Source organism: Neobacillus niacini (assembly GCF_031456445.1).
Taxonomy (GTDB): Bacteria; Bacillota; Bacilli; order Bacillales; family Cytobacillaceae; genus Neobacillus; species Neobacillus niacini_I.
In genome coordinates this window covers 153,986-174,264 of sequence record NZ_JAVDUQ010000001.1, presented here as the reverse complement: position 1 = coordinate 174,264, position 20,279 = coordinate 153,986, and the positions used below count along the sequence as shown (strand labels likewise).

The 20,279-nt window shown below is 35.4% G+C and carries 23 protein-coding genes, 1 tRNA gene and 1 pseudogene; 12 read left to right on the top strand and 13 right to left on the bottom strand.

Annotated features, from left to right (window positions below; all coding sequences use genetic code 11):
* Positions 1-7: 7 nt before the first annotated feature.
* Entirely contained in the window at positions 8-187 is a 180-nt protein-coding gene (locus tag J2Y67_RS00875; protein ID WP_310169622.1) for an aspartyl-phosphate phosphatase Spo0E family protein, read from the bottom strand.
* 281 nt (positions 188-468) lie between these two features.
* Here J2Y67_RS00875 and J2Y67_RS00870 point away from each other — a divergent pair, with 281 nt between their 5' ends.
* From J2Y67_RS00870 to J2Y67_RS00860, 3 genes are all read left to right on the top strand, one after another.
* On the top strand, positions 469-1,176 hold the full coding sequence (locus J2Y67_RS00870) for a cytochrome c biogenesis CcdA family protein (RefSeq protein ID WP_310169621.1): 708 nt from the start codon (positions 469-471) through the stop codon (positions 1,174-1,176).
* A gap of 117 nt (positions 1,177-1,293) precedes the next feature.
* Positions 1,294-1,653 carry a response regulator gene (locus tag J2Y67_RS00865; RefSeq protein ID WP_310169620.1) on the top strand — a complete coding sequence of 120 codons (360 nt, stop codon included), beginning with the start codon at positions 1,294-1,296 and terminating at the stop codon, positions 1,651-1,653.
* A 180-nt stretch (positions 1,654-1,833) separates the two neighbouring features.
* The gene (locus J2Y67_RS00860) at positions 1,834-2,310 is read left to right on the top strand and encodes a CcdC family protein (protein WP_310169619.1); all 477 of its coding nucleotides are present in this window, start codon (positions 1,834-1,836) and stop codon (positions 2,308-2,310) included.
* A gap of 152 nt (positions 2,311-2,462) precedes the next feature.
* On the opposite strand, the gene J2Y67_RS00855 is transcribed toward J2Y67_RS00860, so the two are convergent.
* On the bottom strand, positions 2,463-2,888 hold the full coding sequence (locus tag J2Y67_RS00855; RefSeq protein ID WP_310169618.1) for a DUF2621 domain-containing protein: 426 nt from the start codon (positions 2,886-2,888) through the stop codon (positions 2,463-2,465).
* Between the two features lie 147 nt (positions 2,889-3,035).
* Between J2Y67_RS00855 and J2Y67_RS00850 the strand changes: the two genes are divergently transcribed.
* Positions 3,036-3,132 (top strand) — tRNA-Sec (locus J2Y67_RS00850).
* A gap of 130 nt (positions 3,133-3,262) precedes the next feature.
* Here J2Y67_RS00850 and J2Y67_RS00845 read toward each other — a convergent pair.
* The 4 genes and pseudogenes from J2Y67_RS00845 to J2Y67_RS00830 all read right to left on the bottom strand — a co-directional run bounded on the left by J2Y67_RS00845 (position 3,263) and on the right by J2Y67_RS00830 (position 7,234).
* Positions 3,263-3,592: a tyrosine-type recombinase/integrase gene (locus tag J2Y67_RS00845; RefSeq protein WP_310170236.1), complete on the bottom strand. Its 330-nt coding sequence runs from the start codon at positions 3,590-3,592 to the stop codon at positions 3,263-3,265.
* Positions 3,593-3,614: 22 nt separating this feature from the next.
* Positions 3,615-5,161, bottom strand: a pseudogene (locus J2Y67_RS00840) (stage V sporulation protein D); the annotation flags it as partial.
* 132 nt (positions 5,162-5,293) lie between these two features.
* The gene (locus J2Y67_RS00835; RefSeq protein ID WP_310169617.1) at positions 5,294-6,217 is read right to left on the bottom strand and encodes a TIGR03943 family putative permease subunit; all 924 of its coding nucleotides are present in this window, start codon (positions 6,215-6,217) and stop codon (positions 5,294-5,296) included.
* Positions 6,218-6,226: 9 nt separating this feature from the next.
* Entirely contained in the window at positions 6,227-7,234 is a 1,008-nt protein-coding gene (locus tag J2Y67_RS00830) for a permease (RefSeq protein ID WP_310169616.1), read from the bottom strand.
* A 233-nt stretch (positions 7,235-7,467) separates the two neighbouring features.
* On the opposite strand from J2Y67_RS00830, the gene J2Y67_RS00825 reads away from it, so the two are divergent.
* Together J2Y67_RS00825 and J2Y67_RS00820 are read left to right on the top strand one after the other, a co-directional pair.
* A complete protein-coding gene (locus tag J2Y67_RS00825) occupies positions 7,468-8,406 on the top strand; it encodes a metal ABC transporter substrate-binding protein (protein ID WP_310169615.1) in 939 nt (312 codons plus the stop codon).
* A 418-nt stretch (positions 8,407-8,824) separates the two neighbouring features.
* Entirely contained in the window at positions 8,825-9,454 is a 630-nt protein-coding gene (locus tag J2Y67_RS00820; protein WP_310169614.1) for a L,D-transpeptidase, read from the top strand.
* A 306-nt stretch (positions 9,455-9,760) separates the two neighbouring features.
* Here the strand turns inward: J2Y67_RS00820 and J2Y67_RS00815 are convergent, their stop codons facing one another.
* From J2Y67_RS00815 to J2Y67_RS00800, 4 genes are read right to left on the bottom strand one after another with little or no spacing between them, the layout of a single operon-like run.
* Entirely contained in the window at positions 9,761-10,171 is a 411-nt protein-coding gene (locus J2Y67_RS00815; protein WP_310169612.1) for a Fur family transcriptional regulator, read from the bottom strand.
* Positions 10,172-10,189: 18 nt separating this feature from the next.
* On the bottom strand, positions 10,190-11,122 hold the full coding sequence (locus tag J2Y67_RS00810) for a metal ABC transporter solute-binding protein, Zn/Mn family (RefSeq protein WP_310169610.1): 933 nt from the start codon (positions 11,120-11,122) through the stop codon (positions 10,190-10,192).
* A gap of 48 nt (positions 11,123-11,170) precedes the next feature.
* Positions 11,171-12,016: a metal ABC transporter permease gene (locus J2Y67_RS00805; RefSeq protein ID WP_310169609.1), complete on the bottom strand. Its 846-nt coding sequence runs from the start codon at positions 12,014-12,016 to the stop codon at positions 11,171-11,173.
* 10 nt (positions 12,017-12,026) lie between these two features.
* Positions 12,027-12,833: a metal ABC transporter ATP-binding protein gene (locus J2Y67_RS00800; protein WP_310169607.1), complete on the bottom strand. Its 807-nt coding sequence runs from the start codon at positions 12,831-12,833 to the stop codon at positions 12,027-12,029.
* Positions 12,834-13,065: 232 nt separating this feature from the next.
* On the opposite strand from J2Y67_RS00800, the gene J2Y67_RS00795 reads away from it, so the two are divergent.
* The 5 genes from J2Y67_RS00795 to J2Y67_RS00775 all read left to right on the top strand — a co-directional run bounded on the left by J2Y67_RS00795 (position 13,066) and on the right by J2Y67_RS00775 (position 16,605).
* A complete protein-coding gene (locus J2Y67_RS00795; RefSeq protein WP_310169605.1) occupies positions 13,066-14,082 on the top strand; it encodes a permease in 1,017 nt (338 codons plus the stop codon).
* 3 nt (positions 14,083-14,085) lie between these two features.
* Positions 14,086-14,439, top strand: coding sequence for a DUF1980 domain-containing protein (locus J2Y67_RS00790; RefSeq protein WP_310169603.1), 354 nt, complete (start codon positions 14,086-14,088; stop codon positions 14,437-14,439).
* 270 nt (positions 14,440-14,709) lie between these two features.
* Positions 14,710-14,979, top strand: a complete 270-nt coding sequence (gene rpsN / locus J2Y67_RS00785) for a 30S ribosomal protein S14 (protein WP_308914553.1) — start codon at positions 14,710-14,712, stop codon at positions 14,977-14,979.
* Between the two features lie 74 nt (positions 14,980-15,053).
* Positions 15,054-15,407 carry a hypothetical protein gene (locus J2Y67_RS00780; RefSeq protein ID WP_310169601.1) on the top strand — a complete coding sequence of 118 codons (354 nt, stop codon included), beginning with the start codon at positions 15,054-15,056 and terminating at the stop codon, positions 15,405-15,407.
* Between the two features lie 22 nt (positions 15,408-15,429).
* A complete protein-coding gene (locus J2Y67_RS00775) occupies positions 15,430-16,605 on the top strand; it encodes an FAD-dependent oxidoreductase (protein WP_310169599.1) in 1,176 nt (391 codons plus the stop codon).
* 187 nt (positions 16,606-16,792) lie between these two features.
* Here the strand turns inward: J2Y67_RS00775 and sufU are convergent, their stop codons facing one another.
* From sufU to J2Y67_RS00760, 3 genes are all read right to left on the bottom strand, one after another.
* On the bottom strand, positions 16,793-17,167 hold the full coding sequence (sufU, locus tag J2Y67_RS00770; protein ID WP_310170233.1) for a Fe-S cluster assembly sulfur transfer protein SufU: 375 nt from the start codon (positions 17,165-17,167) through the stop codon (positions 16,793-16,795).
* A gap of 129 nt (positions 17,168-17,296) precedes the next feature.
* Entirely contained in the window at positions 17,297-18,283 is a 987-nt protein-coding gene (locus tag J2Y67_RS00765; protein ID WP_310169598.1) for a CobW family GTP-binding protein, read from the bottom strand.
* 15 nt (positions 18,284-18,298) lie between these two features.
* Complete coding sequence (locus tag J2Y67_RS00760) at positions 18,299-18,691, bottom strand: (2Fe-2S) ferredoxin domain-containing protein (RefSeq protein WP_308914558.1); 393 nt, start codon at positions 18,689-18,691, stop codon at positions 18,299-18,301.
* Between the two features lie 516 nt (positions 18,692-19,207).
* On the opposite strand from J2Y67_RS00760, the gene J2Y67_RS00755 reads away from it, so the two are divergent.
* Complete coding sequence (locus J2Y67_RS00755; protein ID WP_310169596.1) at positions 19,208-20,209, top strand: CobW family GTP-binding protein; 1,002 nt, start codon at positions 19,208-19,210, stop codon at positions 20,207-20,209.
* The last annotated feature ends 70 nt before the right edge of the window (positions 20,210-20,279 follow it).

The following is a 20,279-nucleotide window of genomic DNA, read 5'->3' as shown; positions in this document are numbered from 1 at the left end:
GCTTTTCTTATTGGCTCACTAATTGGTGAGATTTTTTTATATAGTTTCGATTATATTCATTTAATAGATGATCAAGCTCCTGGCTGTAGCGTATAGCAACGGAGGAACTCAAGCCGTTGGTGATCGCGACTTGAATTAATTCAGCTCGCTTTTTTTCGATTAATGCGATTAGTTCTTGTTTGATCACGGCCGATGTCCTTTCCGGAGAAACTCCTAAAATTCAAAAAAAAATAAAAACATTCCAAATCTATTAATTTGTTTTACTAGTATAACCTATTGTGGGAATAAATTCAAAGGGATTTGTAAAAAAATATCCATTCATTACAGGGATATTTTTGTAGGTATGAGAGTATTTTCTAATAGAGAAAGAAATGAGTTAGAGTCACAAAATATTCATGATAATCATTATCTTTTAAGCAAAAGTTTTGTTAGAATGAAATAGGTATCGACTATATTGGGAGTGTTTATATGTCTGATGTAAATATTTTTCTAGCACTAGGTGCAGGATTTTTAAGTTTTATCTCACCTTGCTGTCTGCCTCTGTACCCGGCATTTTTATCGTATATAACTGGAATGTCAGTAGGGGAACTGAAAAGTGATAATGCGATGCTTCAAAGGCGGAGTTTGCTACATACATTATTTTTCCTCATTGGTTTTTCGTGCATCTTTATCGCGATTGGATTTGGAACCTCCTTCATAGGCGGCTTTTTCCGGGAGTATAAAGATTTAATTCGCCAGCTGGGCGGAATTTTTATTATTTTCTTTGGATTAATGATTGTTGGGATCTTAAACCCAGAATTCTTGATGAAGGACCGTAAATTTGAATTTAAAAATCGCCCATCCGGTTATATTGGATCTGTATTAATTGGAATGGCCTTTGCAGCGGGATGGACGCCATGTACAGGACCGATTCTTTCATCCGTAATTCTGATGGCAACATCTAATCCTGGTTCTGGTGTGTTATACATGACTGCCTATTCTCTTGGATTTGCCATTCCATTTTTCATCCTCTCATTCTTTGTCGGAAAGATGAAATGGATTAAGAAACACAGTCAGAAGATTGTAAAAATTGGCGGTTACATCATGATCGTCATGGGGATTATTCTCTTCTTTGACTGGATGACAAAAATTATTACGGTTTTCCAAAGCTTATTTGGCAGCTTTAGTGGTTTTTAATGTAAAATCGACTTGAAAATCCTGTAAATATTCTTTGTTTTCAAATATAATAGACTCATAAATGGATAATTTTTATTCGAGGTTGCGAGGTTTCGCATCTATTGTGGGGGAAGTGAATTGGCAAGAATATTGATCGTGGATGATAAATGTTTTATGAGAAATACATTAAAGTCGATTTTAAATAAAACAGACCATGTTGTTGTCGGGGAAGCGGAAAACGGAATGGAAGCTGTCCAGCTTTATAAAGAATTAAATCCTGATTTGGTCACAATGGATATTACCATGCCGAAAATGAGCGGACTAGAGGCGATTAGAGTCATCCGCCGGGATTTTCCTGAGGCAAAGGTGATTATGTGCTCAGCAATGGGCCAGCAAAAAATTATTATGGAGGCCATTGAGTCGGGAGCCAAAGATTTTATTGTTAAACCATTCGACGATTGCCGAGTGATGGAAGCACTCAATCGGGCTTTAAAATAAACAGCCATTTCAGGGAATTTCCCGAAATGGTTTTTCATTTTCCGTTTTATGGATGGATTGCTTTGATTTTTTCAAATTGGGAATAAAAAAATGGTTAACAAGATGCAAATATCTTTTACTAGCATAAAATTTTTGATATATAATGAGTAAGAAAATATGTAGATAAGGAATGAATATCCTATGAACACGGTTGTCATCTCTTCAATCGGTGCTGCATTAATGGCCATTATGGTCATGTTCGTACGTCTAAAAGCAGCAAATAAACCGACAAATGCAAAAAAAATTATTTTACCTCCATTTTTTATGGCGACAGGCGCATTTATGTACCTTATTCCAAAATTTCGATTAACAGGATGGGAAATTGTTGAGGCAGTTGTGGTAGGGGCTCTGTTTTCCATTTTTCTGATTAAAACTTCGAAGTTCGAAATTCGCGATAATGATATTTATTTAAAACGGTCGAAGGCTTTTATTTTTATCTTAGTGGGTCTGTTGATCATCAGGATTGCCTTAAAATCAGTTTTAAGCTCCGCTATTGACCCGTTCCAATTAAGCGGAATGTTCTTCCTTCTAGCGTTTAGCATGCTCTTACCGTGGCGAATTGCAATGTATGTTGACTATAAGAAGCTTTATAAGGAGCTTCATTTAAAGAAAAAGTAGTACGGTGAACACTGGTCCTTTTGGGGGGGCGGTGTTTTTTTGTTTAATAACGCGGGGTGCTTTGCCCGAAGAGGAGTTAAAAGAGTTTTGCAGTAAATAAAATAGCCAAAAAAGAAATGCATAAAACAAAAACCGTCCACAATCAGGACGGTTTAGAATAAATGCTCGTATGGAGCCACATCAATTCTATTTTCAAAAAGCTTTTTACGTAAAAATTTTTGATCCCTTTTTGGAGTAGCCTGGATATAACCGCGAATCACTAATTCCTCGGTAATTCTTATAGCATTTTCTTTTAACGCGATTTCACCAATTTTTCCAGCAATTTTATGTCTGGCAACGTCACGGAAAAGCTCTGGGACCGGACTGACTAAATCTTCAAGAAGGGCTTTCTCTTCATCTCCCCAAAGGTGACGGGATTCGTTCACATAGTATTCTTCCCAGTCCATTACAGACTTACCGTCTTCCTTTGGCATCTTCTTCAAAAATTTACGGAACATAAAGAATCCGCCAATGGCAAAAGAAGAAATCAGAAACACAACCCAAAATAAAATAAACCACAAAAACCAACCATGAAGCATTTTCTTCACCTACAAAAAAACATTTTTTCATCTTATTATAGTCTGTTTGAAGGAAAGAAGACAAGTAAACCGGTAAAACTTTACGATTTAGTGAAAGGTATTGTAAGTAGCTTGGTTTTATTAGTATAATAAAAATTATCTACATACGGGGCTGAATGGGGTACTGGTGTCCTCCACAGTCTTCAAAACTGCTTGAGACCTGCGTGCCAGGTCTGGTGGGTTCGATTCCCACGCAGTCCCGCCAACCTTTATACATAAGGGTTTTTGAGGAATTTTCATGAAGTAAGTAAAGGGAATTTTAGTATAGTTAAATGTAAAAAAATTGTCAGTGGTCACAACTTGGTCACAAGGATTTTTTATTAATTGATCTTACTTTAAAAGCTGCTCAAATTTGTGAGCGGCTTCTTTTTGCATATTTGGTAAAACATGAGTGTATGTGTCCTTGTAATTTCAATAGTTGAGTGACCCAATCTTTTAGAAACTACTTTAGGATGTACACCCTGTTTTAATAATAAAGTAGCGTGGGTATGTCTTAAATCATGAAACCTTATATAGGGTAAGCCACTGATGTCTACAAACTTTCGATAATTTCTGGCCATTTCGATTGGTTGAATTGGTTTACCATTTTTTTGAGCAAATACTAAATCCAAATATTGGTATCCTTTTCCTAAAAAAAGCTTGTTTTCTAATTGTTGTTTATAAATTTTTTTAAATTCTTTTGTTAGAGAAGAGGTAATAGTAATTATTTTCTAAATATTTTCCGTCTTTAGCTTTTTGTGCTGTCCCAGTTTTTCCGCCAACTCGGTAGCCATCAACAAATGCTTTACCCCCAGTTCCTTGTGCTACGACACTCTCAAGAGCGTAACGGATCTCTTTGGAAGTTTTTTCTGAAATGACTCTTCTTTTTTCAACAGGTGACTTCCTCATTACCACTTCTTTTGTTACAGGATCAATTAACTCCTTTGCAATATATGGCTGATAAAGGATTCCGCCATTAATTGCGGCAGAGACAGCTGTTACCTGTTGAATCGGGGTAACTGAAACCCCTTGTCCAAATGCGGTAGTTGCTAGTTCGACAGAACCTACTCGATTTAAGTTAAATAAAATCCCAGTTCCTTCACCTTGTAAATCAATCCCTGTTTTTTGTCCAAACCCAAAATCTTTAATGTATTTAAACAATGTATCCTTTCCTAATCTTTCTCCTAATTCCACGAAACCAGGGTTACAGGAATTTTGCACAACTTGTAAAAATGTTTCATCCCCATGTCCGCCTCTCTTCCAGCATTTTAAACGGGCACCGCCCACTACAACATATCCAGGGTCGTGGAAATGTTCTTTTTCAAGATTAACTTTTCCTTCTTCCAATGCAGCGGCAAGTGTAATAATCTTAAACGTGGAACCAGGTTCATACGTGGACCATACTGGGAGATTTCGGTTATAAACCTCTTGTGGTACATTTCTAAAATTATTCGGATCAAAAGTGGGGCGGCTTGACATTGCTAAAATTTCTCCATTATTTGGATTCATGGCGATGGCAATAATTCCATCGGGATTTTATTTTGTCTCCGCAATATCCAACTCTCTTTCAACAATCGATTGAATTTTTGTATCTATGGTTAACTCTAAATCAAGACCGTTTGTTGGCTTTTCATAATCATCAGCTATATCATTCATCGGTTCGCCTTTTGCATTAGCATAAAACTTTACAGAACCTCGCTTGCCGCTCAGCTCTTTATCGTAATATTTTTCTAATCCCATCAGCCCCTGGTTGTCCACTCCTGTAAAGCCCAGCACTTGAGATAAATAACTGCCGTAAGGATAATATCGCTTGGAATCCTCGCCAATGTAAACTCCTTTAAGATCCAAAGCCTTTATTTCTTTTGCCTTTTCATGTGAAATTTTACGCCCTTCTTTAGCCTGATGATGGATTGTCCTTGAGTAATTTCTCTATATGCAGCTTCTTTAGTAACAGGCAATACAGAAGCCAATTTTTCAGAAGTTTCTGCGGGGTTTTTAATTTGCTTAGGAACTACCCAAACAGTCGGGGCACTTATATTTGTTGCTAATGGTACACCATTGCGGTCGACAATTTCTCCCCGATTTGGCTCAAATGGGATATTCCGACTCAAAGAACCTTTTGCAGTATCTGTAAGAAATTTACCAAGTACAATTTGCACATATCCTAATCGGACATCAATGATAAGAAAGACAAGAAGTCCAACAAAAAGTCCAATAATCAAACGTTTACGGACAGTGATATTTGAAACACGCATAAAGGTACGATTCTCCTTTCTTTGCTCGTTCAAATTATATGTTTGTACTTTTTTTACTAGACCTTAAGAAAAACTCACCAGTTAAAAGGTATAACAATCCTTGACCTTTATTTAGCTAATACTTTATAAGAATCACTCAATCCTCACACCTACATCAAAAACATAAGGCTGCTTTGGAGCTGCAATTTTTGAAATCTGTTTTATTTTAATCATTGGAATTACCCCTCCATCATATCTGGTTTGCTCAATCGTACCTGTCGCTTGTACCCATTGATCTTTTGGTAAGTTCACTACATTCCCTTTTGACATGATTCCATATACCGATGCATCTGCAACACAACAGGTAATACTAAATCGTCCTATGATAATTTGATTTTGCATAAAATTATTTTCTCGATACACAAACCCTTTTGTGGTGATCGTTTTACCAATCATCCCTTTAAGATTATCTTGAATGATATTCATCATGTTGACATACTGTTGATCTTCAATGTTTATTATTTTTGCCTTTAACAATTTCTTCTTTAAAGCGTTGTATTCCGATTCTGTTATCGGCTCAGGTTGATAGTCTAGGACACTTTTAGCAGTCGATGAGAAATTGTTTTTACTCGTATTAGACGAAGAGTTTGCTTTTGAATTTTTTTTAACAGATTGTTTTGTATCATGTGAACTGGCTCCAAGTTTAATGGTTCTGTTCAATGCCACAGAGCTATCAAGTACATTGTTCGAAAAAAGAAATCCCGTGGTGATAGGAATAATAAACAGAAGGTAAAGACAAAGACTTTTTCCAAAGGAAGTAGGGTAGGAGTGTTCGCCGTCACAATCACAATGATAGGTATGTTTCTGACTCGAAGTCCCTCTTACGATCAAAAGAACACCTAATAAAAATAATACAATGAAAGTAAAGTAAATAAAACGAACCATTTTCGGTGCAATGAGAAGAGTAATATTTTGGGTTAATAATAATTTAAATAAAAGCAACGTAAAACCAATTAGAATGATACCCCTGATAAGGTGATGGAAGGAAAAATCTTGAACATCATTTTTTTTCTTCATAGTACCCTCCTAGAGAAAAAATAGTTGAAAGAGATAGACAGAGAAATAGACGACAAGAGGGGTCACCACCAGCAAAAATAAAACAAACTTTTTCTTAAAATAGCCGAACAACATTAAGGTATTTTTTATATCAATCATGGGGCCAAAGACTAGAAAAGCCAGGATAGAACCTTCTGTAAAGGTAGAACCAAATGATGAAGCTACAAAGGCATCTGCTGAAGAACATACTGAAAGGAGGTAGGCTAGTCCCATCATAACTCCTGGGGCGAATGTTGTGCTTGTCCCAATGGATAACAAAACATTACGGTCTAAAAAAGCTTGAAACAGGCTCGCTAGGAATGCGCCTATAAATAAATATTTTCCAGTATCAAATAATTCATCACTGGCATGATAGAGCGTTTCTAAAAGTTTATTTCTATTTGTGTGGTGGTGATGGTGGTGTTCGTGATGACCCGCCTGGGTGGATTTAAGAATATTTTCACCTTTGAATCTTCGGTAAACGATCAATCCAATGATGATGGAACTAATAAAACCAATAAACATCCTGGCATTTGCAATATAGGGAGTACTTTTAAAAGCAAAATAGGTGGAAGCATAGACGACAGGGTTCAGGATCGGAGCACTAAGCATAAACACAACCCCTACATGTGATGGCATTCCTTTTTTTATTAATCTGCGAACCACTGGAACAATGGCACATTCACAAATGGGAAAGATAATTCCAAGCAATGCAGCTGGGATAAGAGCTAAATAGGCATTTCGAGGCAATACCTTTCGAATCATATTTTCGGATACAAATGATTGAATAATGGCTGAAACAAATACACCCAGTAAAATAAATGGAATAGCTTCTAAAATAATACTAAGGAAAATGGTATTAATATTAAAAAAAGAATTAGGAATTCTATTAAAGAAAGAGAAGTTTTTTAATACTTCAGCAAAGAGAAAAAGAAAAATAAAGAAACAAAATAATAGAAATCCTGTGGTATCTTTTAACAGTTTATTTATAAAGGTCACAACAAAAACTCCCTCCTTGAATCTATCATTTCAATCCTAATGTTATGCAAGATGGATGGTTTAATTTCATTAAAATAAATTTAATTTGACTTATTTACATTACCGTTATAAGATACAATTCGTAATAGTTACGATTTATTAAATTCTAAAAATCTGTGATATTACGAAAATATTTATGCGTTTTAAATCGTAATAATTCCTAATTAATACATTTTGGAGGGAGAAAAGCAAGAATGAAAAAATTTGTTTACCCATTTATGATTTTTGTTTTGTTGTTAAGTGGTTGCTCAAATGCAGTTAAGACGAATGGAGAAAAAGCAAGTGATGGCACTAAAAAACTACAAATTGTCACCACGTTTTATCCAATGTATTATTTTGCCCAGAAAGTTGCTGGCGACTCTGCAAATGTTGACCTTCTAATACCAAATGGAGTGGAACCCCATGATTGGGAGCCATCTACAAAGGATATGGAAAAAATTCAAAATGCAGATATTTTTATCTACAATAGCCGTTACTTTGAGACCTGGGTCGATAAAGTCTTAAGTAGTATTGACCAATCTAACTTGAAAATTGTCGAGGCTTCTAAAGGAATTAAACTGATCAATGGAATTTCTGAGGAAGAGGGGAACCAAAAAGCGAGTTCTTCTTCCAAAGACCCACATGTTTGGCTTTCTCCTGTTTTAGCAGAACAAGAGGTTGACAATATTACGCAGGTATTGGAGCAGAAAGACCCAAAAAATAAAGAGCAGTATGAAAAAAATGCTTCAGCTTTTAAATCACAACTTGTTGATTTAGATCATTTATACAAAGATACAATTGATAAAGCGAAGAAAAAAGAATTTGTGACACAACATGCTGCATTTGGATATTTAGCAAAACAATACGGTTTAACTCAAATTCCAATTGCAGGGTTATCCCCTGATGTGGAACCAAGTCTTGGAAAATTACAGGAATTGGCTGATTTAACTAAAAAGAAAAATATAAAGATTATTTATTTTGAGGGATTAACTTCTTCAAAAGTTGCTCAAACGTTAGCTAATGAAATTGGTGCTAAAACAGAAGTATTAAACCCATTAGAAGGATTAACGAAAGACGAGCAAGAAAAAGGGCTTGACTATATTGGAGTTATGAAAAACAACCTAGAGGCATTAAAACTATCCATATTAGATTGATTCACATAGGATTGGCTTATTCAATAAACTTTAATTCAACGACTTTTTGAATAGCCACTTTTTATAAGAGTTGCAAGTTTGTGAAGTATATTACTTAAACGGGTGTATGAGTTGCATATCAAGCTGTCATTTTGGCAGCTTTTCTTAATGCACAAAAAGGGCAGTGAAAGCAAAATTATCTTTTAGCTCCCTATTTTAAAATGCCATTACGAAATCTACCTCCTTAATCTAGTAGCTCTATCATATTGTTATACGTCATTCTGAAGTTCATTCATTAAAAATTGATTTACGTGTTAATAATGTTTAAATACTAAAAAAGATATTTTTTATTAAAAACCATTAAAAATACTCTTTTTTATACTGATGAATTATTTTAATATTTAAATGTAATGACTACTCTAAGAAAGAAGAGATAAAGATGGATAAACTTCGTCGATCATTAGGAATAGGCTTTGGCTTTTTATTATGCAGTATGATTTTTCTATCTGGATGTGGGAATTCTAACACACATGTAAATGAGAAATCAGCAGGAATGGATAAAAAAGTAAATTCAAAACCGCTTGTAAAAAAAAGTTTATCTAGCAAAAACCAAAAAGTTAAAGAAGTTAACTGGTTATTACCTACCGGAGGAGCCTATCCAAAATTAGGATCAAATGATCCAATATGGATAAAAGTTTCAAAAGCAAAGCAACGGGTATACATAATGAAGGGTAGCGCACTTATATATACTATGGTTGTATCTACAGGGATAGATTCTAATCCTGAAACCTCCACACCTGAAGGAACATTTTATATACAAAGAGAGCGAGGAACATGGTTTTACTCTCCAAGAGTAAAAGAGGGTGCTAAATATTGGGTTTCGTGGAAGAATCATGGAGAATATTTATTTCATTCAGTTGCAATGGATGAAAATGGTAATGTGATTACAAGTGAGGCAAAGAAGTTAGGGCATGAGGCTTCCCATGGTTGTGTAAGACTTGCAATTCCTGATGCAAAATGGATTTATAATAATATAAAATACAATACCAAAGTAGTAATTGGAAGCTAAAGAAAAATCGTATTAAAGCCAAGAAAGAATGTATAAAAATCTTCTTATCTTGGCTTTTGTTTTATCGGCAAAAACTCTGGAGAATACGCGGGATTAAAGTTATTTTTAATAGTAAAAGAAATATAGAATCGTCTATAGCTCAATCCAAAAAACCCTCGATAACTCATTCTTGAGTCAAGGAGGGCTGAAAGTCTTTAAGTTATGAAATTCTAACTTAATTTAATAGCATTGCCGATTAAGAACGTGCAGTGGTGTGTGACGTCGAGGGGGGCATACACGCCTATTTTACCCAAAAGGTTTTATCTACTAATCACAATCCTTACAATAACCATAAATTTCAAATTTATGTCCAGTAATCTCAAACCCATCTGGTACATTAGATATGTTATTCATAGGACATCCCTCAAAAGGTATCGTTTTCCGGCATTTGATGCAAATTATATGATGCTGATGGTGATCATTTGAACCAGCAAAACGAAAAAGCCTTTCTCCTTCAAATTCTGTCGATTCTAATATACTAAGCTCCTCAAACAAGGACAGATTTCGGTAAATGGTGTCAATGCTTAGGTTTGGATAATCTTTTTGCATAAATCCAAACACTTCCTTTGCAGACAAATATCGATTTTCATTATAAATACGATGCATTATTAATTCTCTTTTACCAGTGTATTTATAACCCTTTACTTTTAACAACTGTAAAGCGCTATTCGCATTCATCTAATTAACATCTCCAAGTTACTTGCTTTCTATTGCTTTAGCAACATCGTCCAGTTGATCTACCATCCATTGGAGATAATTTTTCCCTTTTGGCTTAGTCTCGGTTACCTTTACAATTGGTATACTGTTGGAATTTGCTAGTTTAACGATATTATCTACCACCGGAGTTGAATTTTGAGTATTATGGACAAGTAATTTAACTTTCTTTCCATTTAAATCATTTTGCAAAGCTGCAATATCTGATGGTGCAGGATCAGTACCCTCGTCTATTGCCCTAGCAAACTTTGAATTATTAACCTTTAGGTTTAAAGCCTTAGCCATATAATCAAATACCGGTTCAGAAACATCAATATTAGTTGCAGATTGTTGCTTTAGTTCTTGAACTTTCTCTTTTAATGGTTCAAGCGACTTTATATAAGATTGTGCTCTTTGATTGAAATCTTCCTTATGAGTTGGATCCAGTTTGGATAAATCATCTGCTATTTTGATGGCTAATTTAGGCATGGTTGTGGGGTCATACCAAACATGTTCATTATCTCCTTCTTTTTTCCCCATAAGGTCCTCAGCTACTTTGATTACTGATTTTGAATTAGAAGAGGATGAAGCTTTGATCACCTTATCCATCCATTCATCATATCCAGCTCCATTAAACATGATAACTTTGGCATCATTAACTAACTTAGAGGTTTCAGCAGTAGGTTCATAATCATGTGGATCAACGTTAGGATTATCTAAAATCGACGTAACCTCTACACGATTTCCTCCTACAGCTTTTGCTACTTCACCGTAAAAATTCTCAGCAGCAACGATTTTAATTTTAGAATCAGACCCAGCTGGTGCTGAAGTTGTTGTTTTTGATGAATCAGCACAACCTGACAGAAGTATAAGGGAAGCAGAACACCCTACAGCTAAAAGTGAATACCATTTTTTTCGCATGATTTTGTTTTCCATTTTAAGATTACTCCTCTATTTTAAATATTTATTCCATAATTAAATTGATTAAGATGCAAAAGACTTTGTACTGGTTTTATCTAAAGACCCTTTTGTCCGAATTCGCTCACGATAGTTCCTCCAACTTAGTGCAGCAAAATAAAAAATTGCTTGTATAGCGGTAATAAAGAAACTAACTGGTAGATTCGTATAATATCCAATTACTAGTCCCAACCATAAACCGATAATAGCAAGGAGAACCGAATAAAGAATCATTCGAGACACCTTTTGACTTAAGTGACGAGCTGTTGCAGCAGGCGTAGTCATCAGGGTAAATACAAGAAGGGCTCCTACAATTTGTACCGCGCCAACCACTGCAATAGAGAGAATGAGTAAAAAGGCAATGGAGATTCCACGAACGGGCAAACCTGCAGCCTCAGCACCCACAGGATCATAGGAGTCAAAGGTTAACATTTTAAACCCTATTAATAGCAAGACTAATACTCCTATAGATAAACTAAAAACCTCCCAAACTTGCTGGCTGCTGATACTTAACACACTACCAAAGAGGATAGAAAATGCCGCAGAAGCATTCTTAGTCGATAAAGATAAGAAAAGCAGCCCAAGTCCAAGAAAAATACTTACGATAACATTGGTGGATAGATCTCTTCGGAACACTTTAGTCCCCAATTGACCAATTGCCAATGCGCTTGTAGTGGTAAAAAGCAGTAAGCCGTTTAATGAGTTCCAGCCCATATAAATTGCGAACGATGCTCCCGCGAATCCAATTTCGGAGAACATGTGGGTTATGAAGGATACACCTCTTGCAATGACATAGACCCCAATTACACCGCACATGACCGCAACCAACGTACCCGCTACAAAAGCATGTTGCATAAAATCATATTGAAACATCAGTTACCTCCTATGAAACTTCCGAATGTGAATGAACGCAGATTGGTGAAACAGGTTCCATTATATTTGGAGATGACATCAGAAACTTTGTCCCTGACCTAGTCACTTCAACCGGTACACCATATAACTTCGTTAATACATCAGGTTGCATCACATCTTCAACTGTTCCTTTTACATATTGTTCCCGTGTTAAATACAAGATCTGATGCGCATATTTAGAGATTAAATTCACATCATGACTTACAAATACTACACTGATTCCACGTTCCCGGTTGACTCGTTCAACTACAGCTGCAAGGTTTTCTTGTGCACCAGGGTCAAGGTTAGAGGTCGGTTCATCTAGTAATAACACCTCGGGGTCTCGAAGTAGTGCTTGTGCTAAAAACAGTCGTTGTCTCTCGCCACCTGAAAGTTTACCAAGTGGTTTATCAGCATATTTTTCTGAATCCGTCAAATGTAAAGCTTCTTCTACCAGTATACGATCTTGCTTTGTAAGCCAAGGCCTATATTTATGCGGCAATCCAAAGCTTACAAAATCTCTCCCCTGAATAGGGGTTTCCGGATCAATCTGACGCGATTGAGGAACGTACCCAATCAAAGAACCCGCAGATTTAATATTTTTCCCACCTACTTTCACCGTTCCATCCTGTGGTTGAATCATTCCTAATAACACCCGCAGTAAGGTTGTCTTACCTGCTCCATTTGGACCGATAATTCCCATAAATTCTCCAGGGGCCACGTTGAATGACAAATTTCGAAGAATCCATTCTCCTCCAAGGTAGACATTCACGTTATTAAGCGTAATGGCATCGTTCACTTAGTCCATTCCTTTCAAACACTAGATTCAAAGATTACAATAAAAGTTATTCGTAACGATTACGATTTATACTTTAATAATAGTAATCATTACGAATTATAATGTCAACATTTTCTGAAAAAATCCAACTCGGATGATATCCTTTTTGTTGGTTTACAAAAAACAGGAATGTCTTAAAGTAGACAAGCGTAATAATAAATCGTAATTATTTCGTTTTAAAAGGGGCTATATTATGACAATTTCATCTTCTTTAAAGGACATATTCCTATTTGGTTTATTTTTGTTTATTGTGTATCTTTTTTTCTTTGGAAATGATGAAATCCCCCAAATCATAGAAGTTATTTTTCAAGATGAATGGAAGACTGTATTTGTTGTTTTTCTTGGGATTTTACTCGAAGCACTTCCTTTTATCGTCATTGGTGCATTTATGGCATCGGTGATTCAAATATTTGTATCCGAAGATATCATACAGAGATTGATCCCCAAAAGGCCAATCCCTGCAATGATTACAGCATTAATTGCATCTGCCATCATTCCTGTTTGTGAATGTGCAATTATCCCGGTAGTCAGAAGATTGATTCAAAAGGGGATGCCAGTGCATGCCGGGACCATACTTCTGATTGGAGCACCAATATTGAATTTTGTTGTATTTGGTTCTACCTATTATGCCTTTCAACATCAGCCTGAAATTTTATACGGACGATTTATTTTGTGTATATTTATAGCTGTTATTGCTGGAACAGTAATATATGTTAGTTTTAACAAAGTGAACATTCTGAAGAATAATATGGAAGATTTGACTCTTTACTGGTCATTAAATCAAAACCGAGGATCTTCAAAGTTAAAGGGGGTATTGCACCATACTTGCCAGGAATTTTTTGCTGTAGGAAAGGTGTTTATGATCGGAGCATTTCTTGCAAGCATTGCTCAAGTATATGTTCAGCAATCTACGCTAATTGAACCGGCAAAAGACCCTGTAAACTCAACAATCATGATGATGGCGTTTGCTTTTATTCTTTCACTTTGTTCAGAAGCGGATGCATTTGTTGCGGCTTCTCTAGGACATGTATTTCATCCAGGTGCTATATTAGCTTTTTTAGTTTATGGTCCAATTTTAGATTTAAAGAATGTATTTGTGATGTTATCTTCATTCAAAAGTAAATTTGTCCTTTTTTATTTTCTTGTTGTTACGATAACAGTACTTCTTCTGTCTTTGCTGGCAGGACACCTAATAAATGGAGGTTTTTAAAGAATGAAGGAAAAGCAAGTTCCTATTTGGCAATTTAACAATGAATTACAAGGAATCCTTTTAATTGGTTTTAGTTTAGTAATTTTTAAGCTTTATGTATCAAACAAAATCTTGATCATACTGGAACCCAAGATGATTCCTTTTTTGTTGTTTACAATGATAAGCCTTTTTATCATCGGTTGTTTCCGTCTTTTGAACAGCGATTTAAATGGGGCAGATTGCGATTGTGAAGTTTGTGATCCATCTTCTTCAATGTTCAGTATCTTTATGAAATCTTCTTTTTTCATCTTTGTGATTATATTGTCTTTGGTTTTAAATGATTTAATTGATACCGTTCATATCCCTTTCAAAGAGTAATGTTTTTCAAATTGAGAAAGATGTGAACAACATGATTGGATCAATTTCCGTCTACTTAGTCAAAGTAATATCGGGTTTCCTGAAGAAAAACTTGAAAATAGTAATGATTACGATTTATAATATTATGCAATTATCAAAACAAAGGAAAGGAGAATGATAAACCTGTTTTTAATCAAAAAATACTTCAAAATTGATCTATTTTTTTAATGTGTAAATCGTAATTATTACGGTTTAAATAAGGATGGATGACAATAATAGGAGGTACTAGTAATGGCAAAAAAATCGAAAATAGTAAAGGAAAAGAAACGTCAGGAAATGGTGAAGAAGTACGCGGAACTTCGTATGGAGCTAAAAGAAAAAGGGGACTTTGAGGCACTAAGGAAACTTCCTAGAGATTCATCACCGACACGTTTAAAGAATAGATGTGAGGTAACAGGAAGACCAAGAGGGTATTTAAGAAAGTTTAAAATGTCTCGGATTGCTTTTAGGGAGTACGCTCATAAAGGGCAAATTCCGGGAGTAAAGAAATCAAGTTGGTAGATGTTATACTCGTTCAGCCGTCATATTGAGAAAATTGATGGCTGAACTTATCTGGAAATATGGAGGTGTACAGAATGAATCCAATTTTATGGGGATTTTTACATCGTAGTGCTGTTTTAAAATTACCGGATCTGAAGCGAGAAATCTATCAGTTTATAGAGAGTAAAGAAAATCAATTGGAGGAAATCTCAATAAATGAGGAGCAGTTTATTCAGCTACTTTGCGAAAAGCCACCATTTAAAGCAGCAGCAGATCATTTTTCACTCCATATTTCATACATAAAGGATTTAATGGATGAGGCACAGGCAGAAATGGATCAGGTGATAGAGGAAAGGTGTAATCGCATGAAGTGGATTGATTGTACGGAGATGATGAGATATGTGAAAGGAAGAAAGGATAACCAGTGGGCTTTTATATTTGTTTCTTAGTCAGTTATAGGCGGTGTTTTTTATGTATGAGTGGGTAATTATTGGCGGTGGAATTCAAGGAGTAACGCTAGCAGTTTTTATGCTGAAAACGGGAAAAACAAAGGTGGATAAACTTGCGATCATCGACCGTAATAACGAACCATTAGCAAATTGGAAGCGAAATACGAAGGTGATCTCGATGCCATATTTGCGTTCCCCATCCGTTCATCATTTGGACGTTGATCCGTTTAGTCTTCAATCATTTGTAAAGAAGGGCTCCTATCATCAAAGTACTGCCTTTTATGGTCAATATAAGCGTCCATCACTGGAAATGTTTAACGATCACTGTGATCATCTTGTAAATGACCTAATGATAAGAGAGACATGGGTTCAAGGAGAGGTACTGGAGGCATTTAAAACAAGTGAAGGCTGGCAGGTACAGTTGAAAAACGGACGTGAAATAAAGGGGAAAAAGCTTGTATTGGCCATTGGAATAAGCGAACAGCTCAATATGCCGGATTGGGCAATGGATCTTGATAAACAATCTCCTGGAAGTGTTTATCATATTTTCGATGAAACGATACCTGAATTCGAAAGGATGAAGCTTCCCATTACAATTGTAGGGGGAGGAATTACGTCTATTCATTTGGCACTGAAGTTAAGTGAACTGTACCCAAATCAAGTCACGTTGTTGAAACGGCATTCATTCAGGATCCATGATTTTGATAGCGATCCAGGCTGGTTAGGTCCAAAACTGCAGAATGCTTTTCGAAATGAAAAAAATTATGTAAAAAGGAGGGAGGAGATTTTAAGTGCCAGACATAGGGGTTCCATTCCCCGTGATTTATATATAAAGCTATTAAATCGTATCAAAAATGAATCCCTTGTTGTTGAAGAAGGGGAGATCGTTCAAGGTCATATTAAGAATGCTTGCATTCATCTTTTCGACAAGGATGGAAAATTTATTAAAAAAACAGGGACTGTACTGCTTGCAACTGGATATTTACCATGCCTACCTGGAAGTGAATGGATATTGCCAATCGTGGAGACTTTGGATTTACCTTGTGCGGAATGTGGGTATCCTATCGTAACGAAAACCTTACAATGGGGTCAGGATTTATATGTTACCGGTGCATTAGCAGAGCTTGAAATGGGCCCGATTGCTCGTAACATTTCTGGAGCCAGACAAGCAGCCGAACGGATCGTAAAGCATTTATAAATGAATATAAGTCTATTACCGGTTATTAATTTAAAAGTACTTGAAATAAGATAGAAATGGCATAATAAAAGAACAAAAAACTAATCCGTTGGAATTAGTTTTTTTGTTCTTTTTTGCAATAGTAATCAGTTTCCAGTACTAATAACTCCTTAAAGTAGTGCAATATTCCTTTTCATTTTTTAAAATCTTATCTAAAGCTTGCCAGGTCATTTAATGCACAATTGTGTCTAGCTTTTAACTGATGTACCCATCGAAGCGATAGGCAGTCACCAAGGTCGATCCCATCAGTTATATCTCCATGTCGGATTAACTGTTCAAAAGCAATTCGTAAACATGAAAGTTCTTTAACTGATTTATGTTTAATGAGTTCCGTCATCATTGAGGCAGATGCCATACTAATGCTGCAGCCTTCCCCTGTAAACGCTGCGTTTCGTACCTGATTTTGGTCAAGTTCAATAAATAAAGTCATTACATCCCCACAAGTAGGGTTTTTATAATACACTTTTCTGATTGTACTACCGAAAAGGTCCTTAAAATTTCTTTTGTAGTTATAATGGTCCATGATAACTTGTCGGTACAGGTTATCAAGCATGGTATAGATGTTTCCCCCTTTTATCGTAACTTTACATAACTTTTCTTCCTAATATTCCGATAGTTGATGGTTAGTATCATAAAGAGATTTGTCAATTTGCTATGCAATGCAATTTTTAAATTGCTGTTCTAATTCTTCTTTATTTAAATCCTTACCAATAAAAACGAGTTCACTGATTCTTTTTTCATTCTCTTTCCATTGCCTGTCAGGTCGTCCTGAAAACAGCATATGAAGTCCCTGAAAAACAATCCGTTCTTGTATACCTTTAACATAAAGTATACCTTTATAGCGTAATAAGTCTTCCCCTTTCTCTTGAATAAGGGAACTCATCCATTTATCTACCATGTCAAGATCAAGGGGCTTTTCTTCTTGAAAAGCAACTGATGACACCTTATCATCATGGTCGTGATGATGATGATCCTCTAAGAAATGGGGATCAATTTCAAGCTTTCGGTTCACATCAAATGTGTGAATACCTAAAATATTTTCTAGTTTTATATTGCAATTTTCTGCATGCAATCTTTTTGCTGTTGGATTCATTTGACTAATCCTTCGTTCCAACTTAGTTAAAGCATCTTCCGAAACTAAATCTGTTTTATTTAAAATAAGCACATCTGCAAAAGCAATTTGTTCCTGCGCTTCATCATAGCTATCCAAATGTTTTGTAATATGCTTGCTATCGACTACGGTTATAATGCTGTCCACTTCAAATTTTTCGGAAAGTAATTCATCCATAAAGAAGGTTTGGGCAACTGGAGCAGGATCCGCTAATCCCGTAGTTTCAATCAAAACTCGATTAAAGCTCGTTTTTCCTTGTTCCATTGAAAAAACGAGTGTGCGTAAAATGCGAATTAAATCCCCACGTACTGTACAACAGATGCAGCCATTGTTCATTTCTAAAATTTCTTCATCTGCACTAACCACTAGCTGATTGTCAATTCCAACTTCTCCATATTCATTGACAATAACCGCAATCTTTTGGTTATGCTTTTCCGTTAATATTCGATTTAAAAGTGTTGTTTTTCCTGCACCTAAATATCCAGTCAGAATGGTGACTGGGATTTTCTTTGATCCTACAAAAGTCATTATTTTCTACTCCTTTTAAAGTATTTTCGAAACTTTGCTTACTTTTTCTTTGTCTTTCTGTATCCCGGTGACTACTCCGTTTACTCGTTCAAAACCTTCACCGTTAAATAAATGGCTTATCTTTTCTTTATAATCCTTACCTGCAAGAAGGGAATCAATGAAGATGGAGGCATCCTCAGGTTTTAAATCTTTATACCAAGTCCCATTAGGATAGGAGATGACAACACATTTATCTTGGCATCTTCCATTGCAACGAGTTCGGGTTGTATGGATTGCTTCGTCCGCATTTCGGTCAGAGATTTCTTTACGAATTGCTTGTGTTAGTTCCTCTGCACCCACCCTGCTGCAGCTGCTCCCATTACATATAAGAACATGATTTTTAGACTTACTTAAATCCCATGTAGCCATATTTTTCATTCCTTTCTTTTAATCGAAATCATTACGATTTAAAATTGATAGCTGTCTTTACTTGATTTTTTTACTACACCTATTACACCCTTTCCTTGTATTTACAACTTATTAAAGATAAAACGAAATCATTACGATTTAGGTGATATTATTTTAACCTATGTTTAATCCATATGCAACATAAATTGGATAAACATGGGTTCAATCCGTAAGTAGGGGACGTGCTGTCTTATTCAGGTTTAAGTAGTACATACCATACGGAGCCAATTCCTACAGAACTTACGTTATTACACAAAAGGAAAATAATTATAATATTTTTAACAAAGACTTGCTCAAAAAATAAAAAAGTGGTAAATTAACAATTGCTATCATATAAATCGTAATGGTTACGATTTCAATTTCGTTGGGAGAATGGGGTGTTTATCAATTATTTATGGGTGATGTTGGTCATATAAGTTGGAATATAAGACTAAATTTTAGGTTTTATTATCCCATTGATATTCGAGGAGGATTATTTTGAAAAAAATACCGACTTATATTATTTCAGGATTTTTGGGAAGCGGAAAAACAACATTACTGCTACATTTATTAAAATATTGTAAATCACAAAAAAAGAAGGCTGCCATTCTTTTAAATGAGCTAGGAAGTGTGAATGTTGAAAATCACTTGTTTGAAGACGAAAATGTATTTGAGTTATTGGATGGATGTATCTGTTGTTCCATTCAAGAAGATTTAAAAGCTACCTTAACAACTCTGGTAGAGTCACACATGGAAAAACCGATAGATGTATTATTTGTTGAAGGAACAGGTGTTGCCAATCCGTTAGAGATCGTAGAAGTAATCGCCAGTCCCCCTTTTGTGAATTCGTTTGACATACAATCCGTCATTAGTATGATTGATGCAAATGCATACTTAGATAATCAAGATATATTTACTTCGAAAACCATACGTGATTTGCTTAAAAACCAAATTAAGGGGGCAACAGTGGTTGTTCTCAATAAAGTTGATCTTGTGAAAGAAAAACAATTACAAAAAATTGAAGTGAAAATAAGTAAGTTGCTAGATACCAATACACCGGTAATAAAAACTTCATATGGAAATGTTGATCTAAGACAATTATTACAAAAACGATCGAACACGACTGTCTTTTCCCATCAACATCAAACAAATTGTTGTGGGGATTCCCTGCATTCTTCTTGTAATCACCATAAACACCATCATGATCATGTACAGCACACCAGCATTAAAACCATAACATTTCAAGATGTGCCTTCTGTAACAAAAAGACAACTAAAGAAATGGTTAAAATCATTGCCAGAAGGGATTATGCGTGGAAAAGGATACATATACTTGCAAGATAAACCGGGATTGTATCCATTTCAATACAGTTCGAATCAAGTTCACATAGGGGATTTTCCGCTAAAAATTACATTAGATCCTTGTATGGTGTTAATTGGGAAAGATATAGACATTATGACTATTCAAGACTCCTATGCTTCCCAATTTTCGTTATCTTAATTTCGTATGGAAAGAAAAAATCAAATGATTAGGTGTAAAGATATATCATCTAAATCGTAATCATTCAGGT

Coding starts and splice junctions, on each gene's coding strand:
- J2Y67_RS00825 (WP_310169615.1), top strand. CDS start 7,468: ATGAAAAAATTTGTTTACCCATTTATGATTTTTGTTTTGTTGTTAAGT.
- J2Y67_RS00870 (WP_310169621.1), top strand. CDS start 469: ATGTCTGATGTAAATATTTTTCTAGCACTAGGTGCAGGATTTTTAAGT.
- J2Y67_RS00775 (WP_310169599.1), top strand. CDS start 15,430: ATGTATGAGTGGGTAATTATTGGCGGTGGAATTCAAGGAGTAACGCTA.
- J2Y67_RS00810 (WP_310169610.1), bottom strand. CDS start 11,122: ATGGAAAACAAAATCATGCGAAAAAAATGGTATTCACTTTTAGCTGTA.
- J2Y67_RS00815 (WP_310169612.1), bottom strand. CDS start 10,171: ATGAATGCGAATAGCGCTTTACAGTTGTTAAAAGTAAAGGGTTATAAA.
- J2Y67_RS00860 (WP_310169619.1), top strand. CDS start 1,834: ATGAACACGGTTGTCATCTCTTCAATCGGTGCTGCATTAATGGCCATT.
- J2Y67_RS00760 (WP_308914558.1), bottom strand. CDS start 18,691: ATGGCTACATGGGATTTAAGTAAGTCTAAAAATCATGTTCTTATATGT.
- rpsN (WP_308914553.1), top strand. CDS start 14,710: ATGGCAAAAAAATCGAAAATAGTAAAGGAAAAGAAACGTCAGGAAATG.
- J2Y67_RS00790 (WP_310169603.1), top strand. CDS start 14,086: ATGAAGGAAAAGCAAGTTCCTATTTGGCAATTTAACAATGAATTACAA.
- J2Y67_RS00805 (WP_310169609.1), bottom strand. CDS start 12,016: ATGTTTCAATATGATTTTATGCAACATGCTTTTGTAGCGGGTACGTTG.
- J2Y67_RS00780 (WP_310169601.1), top strand. CDS start 15,054: ATGAATCCAATTTTATGGGGATTTTTACATCGTAGTGCTGTTTTAAAA.
- J2Y67_RS00795 (WP_310169605.1), top strand. CDS start 13,066: ATGACAATTTCATCTTCTTTAAAGGACATATTCCTATTTGGTTTATTT.
- J2Y67_RS00855 (WP_310169618.1), bottom strand. CDS start 2,888: ATGCTTCATGGTTGGTTTTTGTGGTTTATTTTATTTTGGGTTGTGTTT.
- J2Y67_RS00820 (WP_310169614.1), top strand. CDS start 8,825: ATGGATAAACTTCGTCGATCATTAGGAATAGGCTTTGGCTTTTTATTA.
- J2Y67_RS00765 (WP_310169598.1), bottom strand. CDS start 18,283: ATGACTTTTGTAGGATCAAAGAAAATCCCAGTCACCATTCTGACTGGA.
- J2Y67_RS00835 (WP_310169617.1), bottom strand. CDS start 6,217: ATGAAGAAAAAAAATGATGTTCAAGATTTTTCCTTCCATCACCTTATC.
- sufU (WP_310170233.1), bottom strand. CDS start 17,167: ATGGACCATTATAACTACAAAAGAAATTTTAAGGACCTTTTCGGTAGT.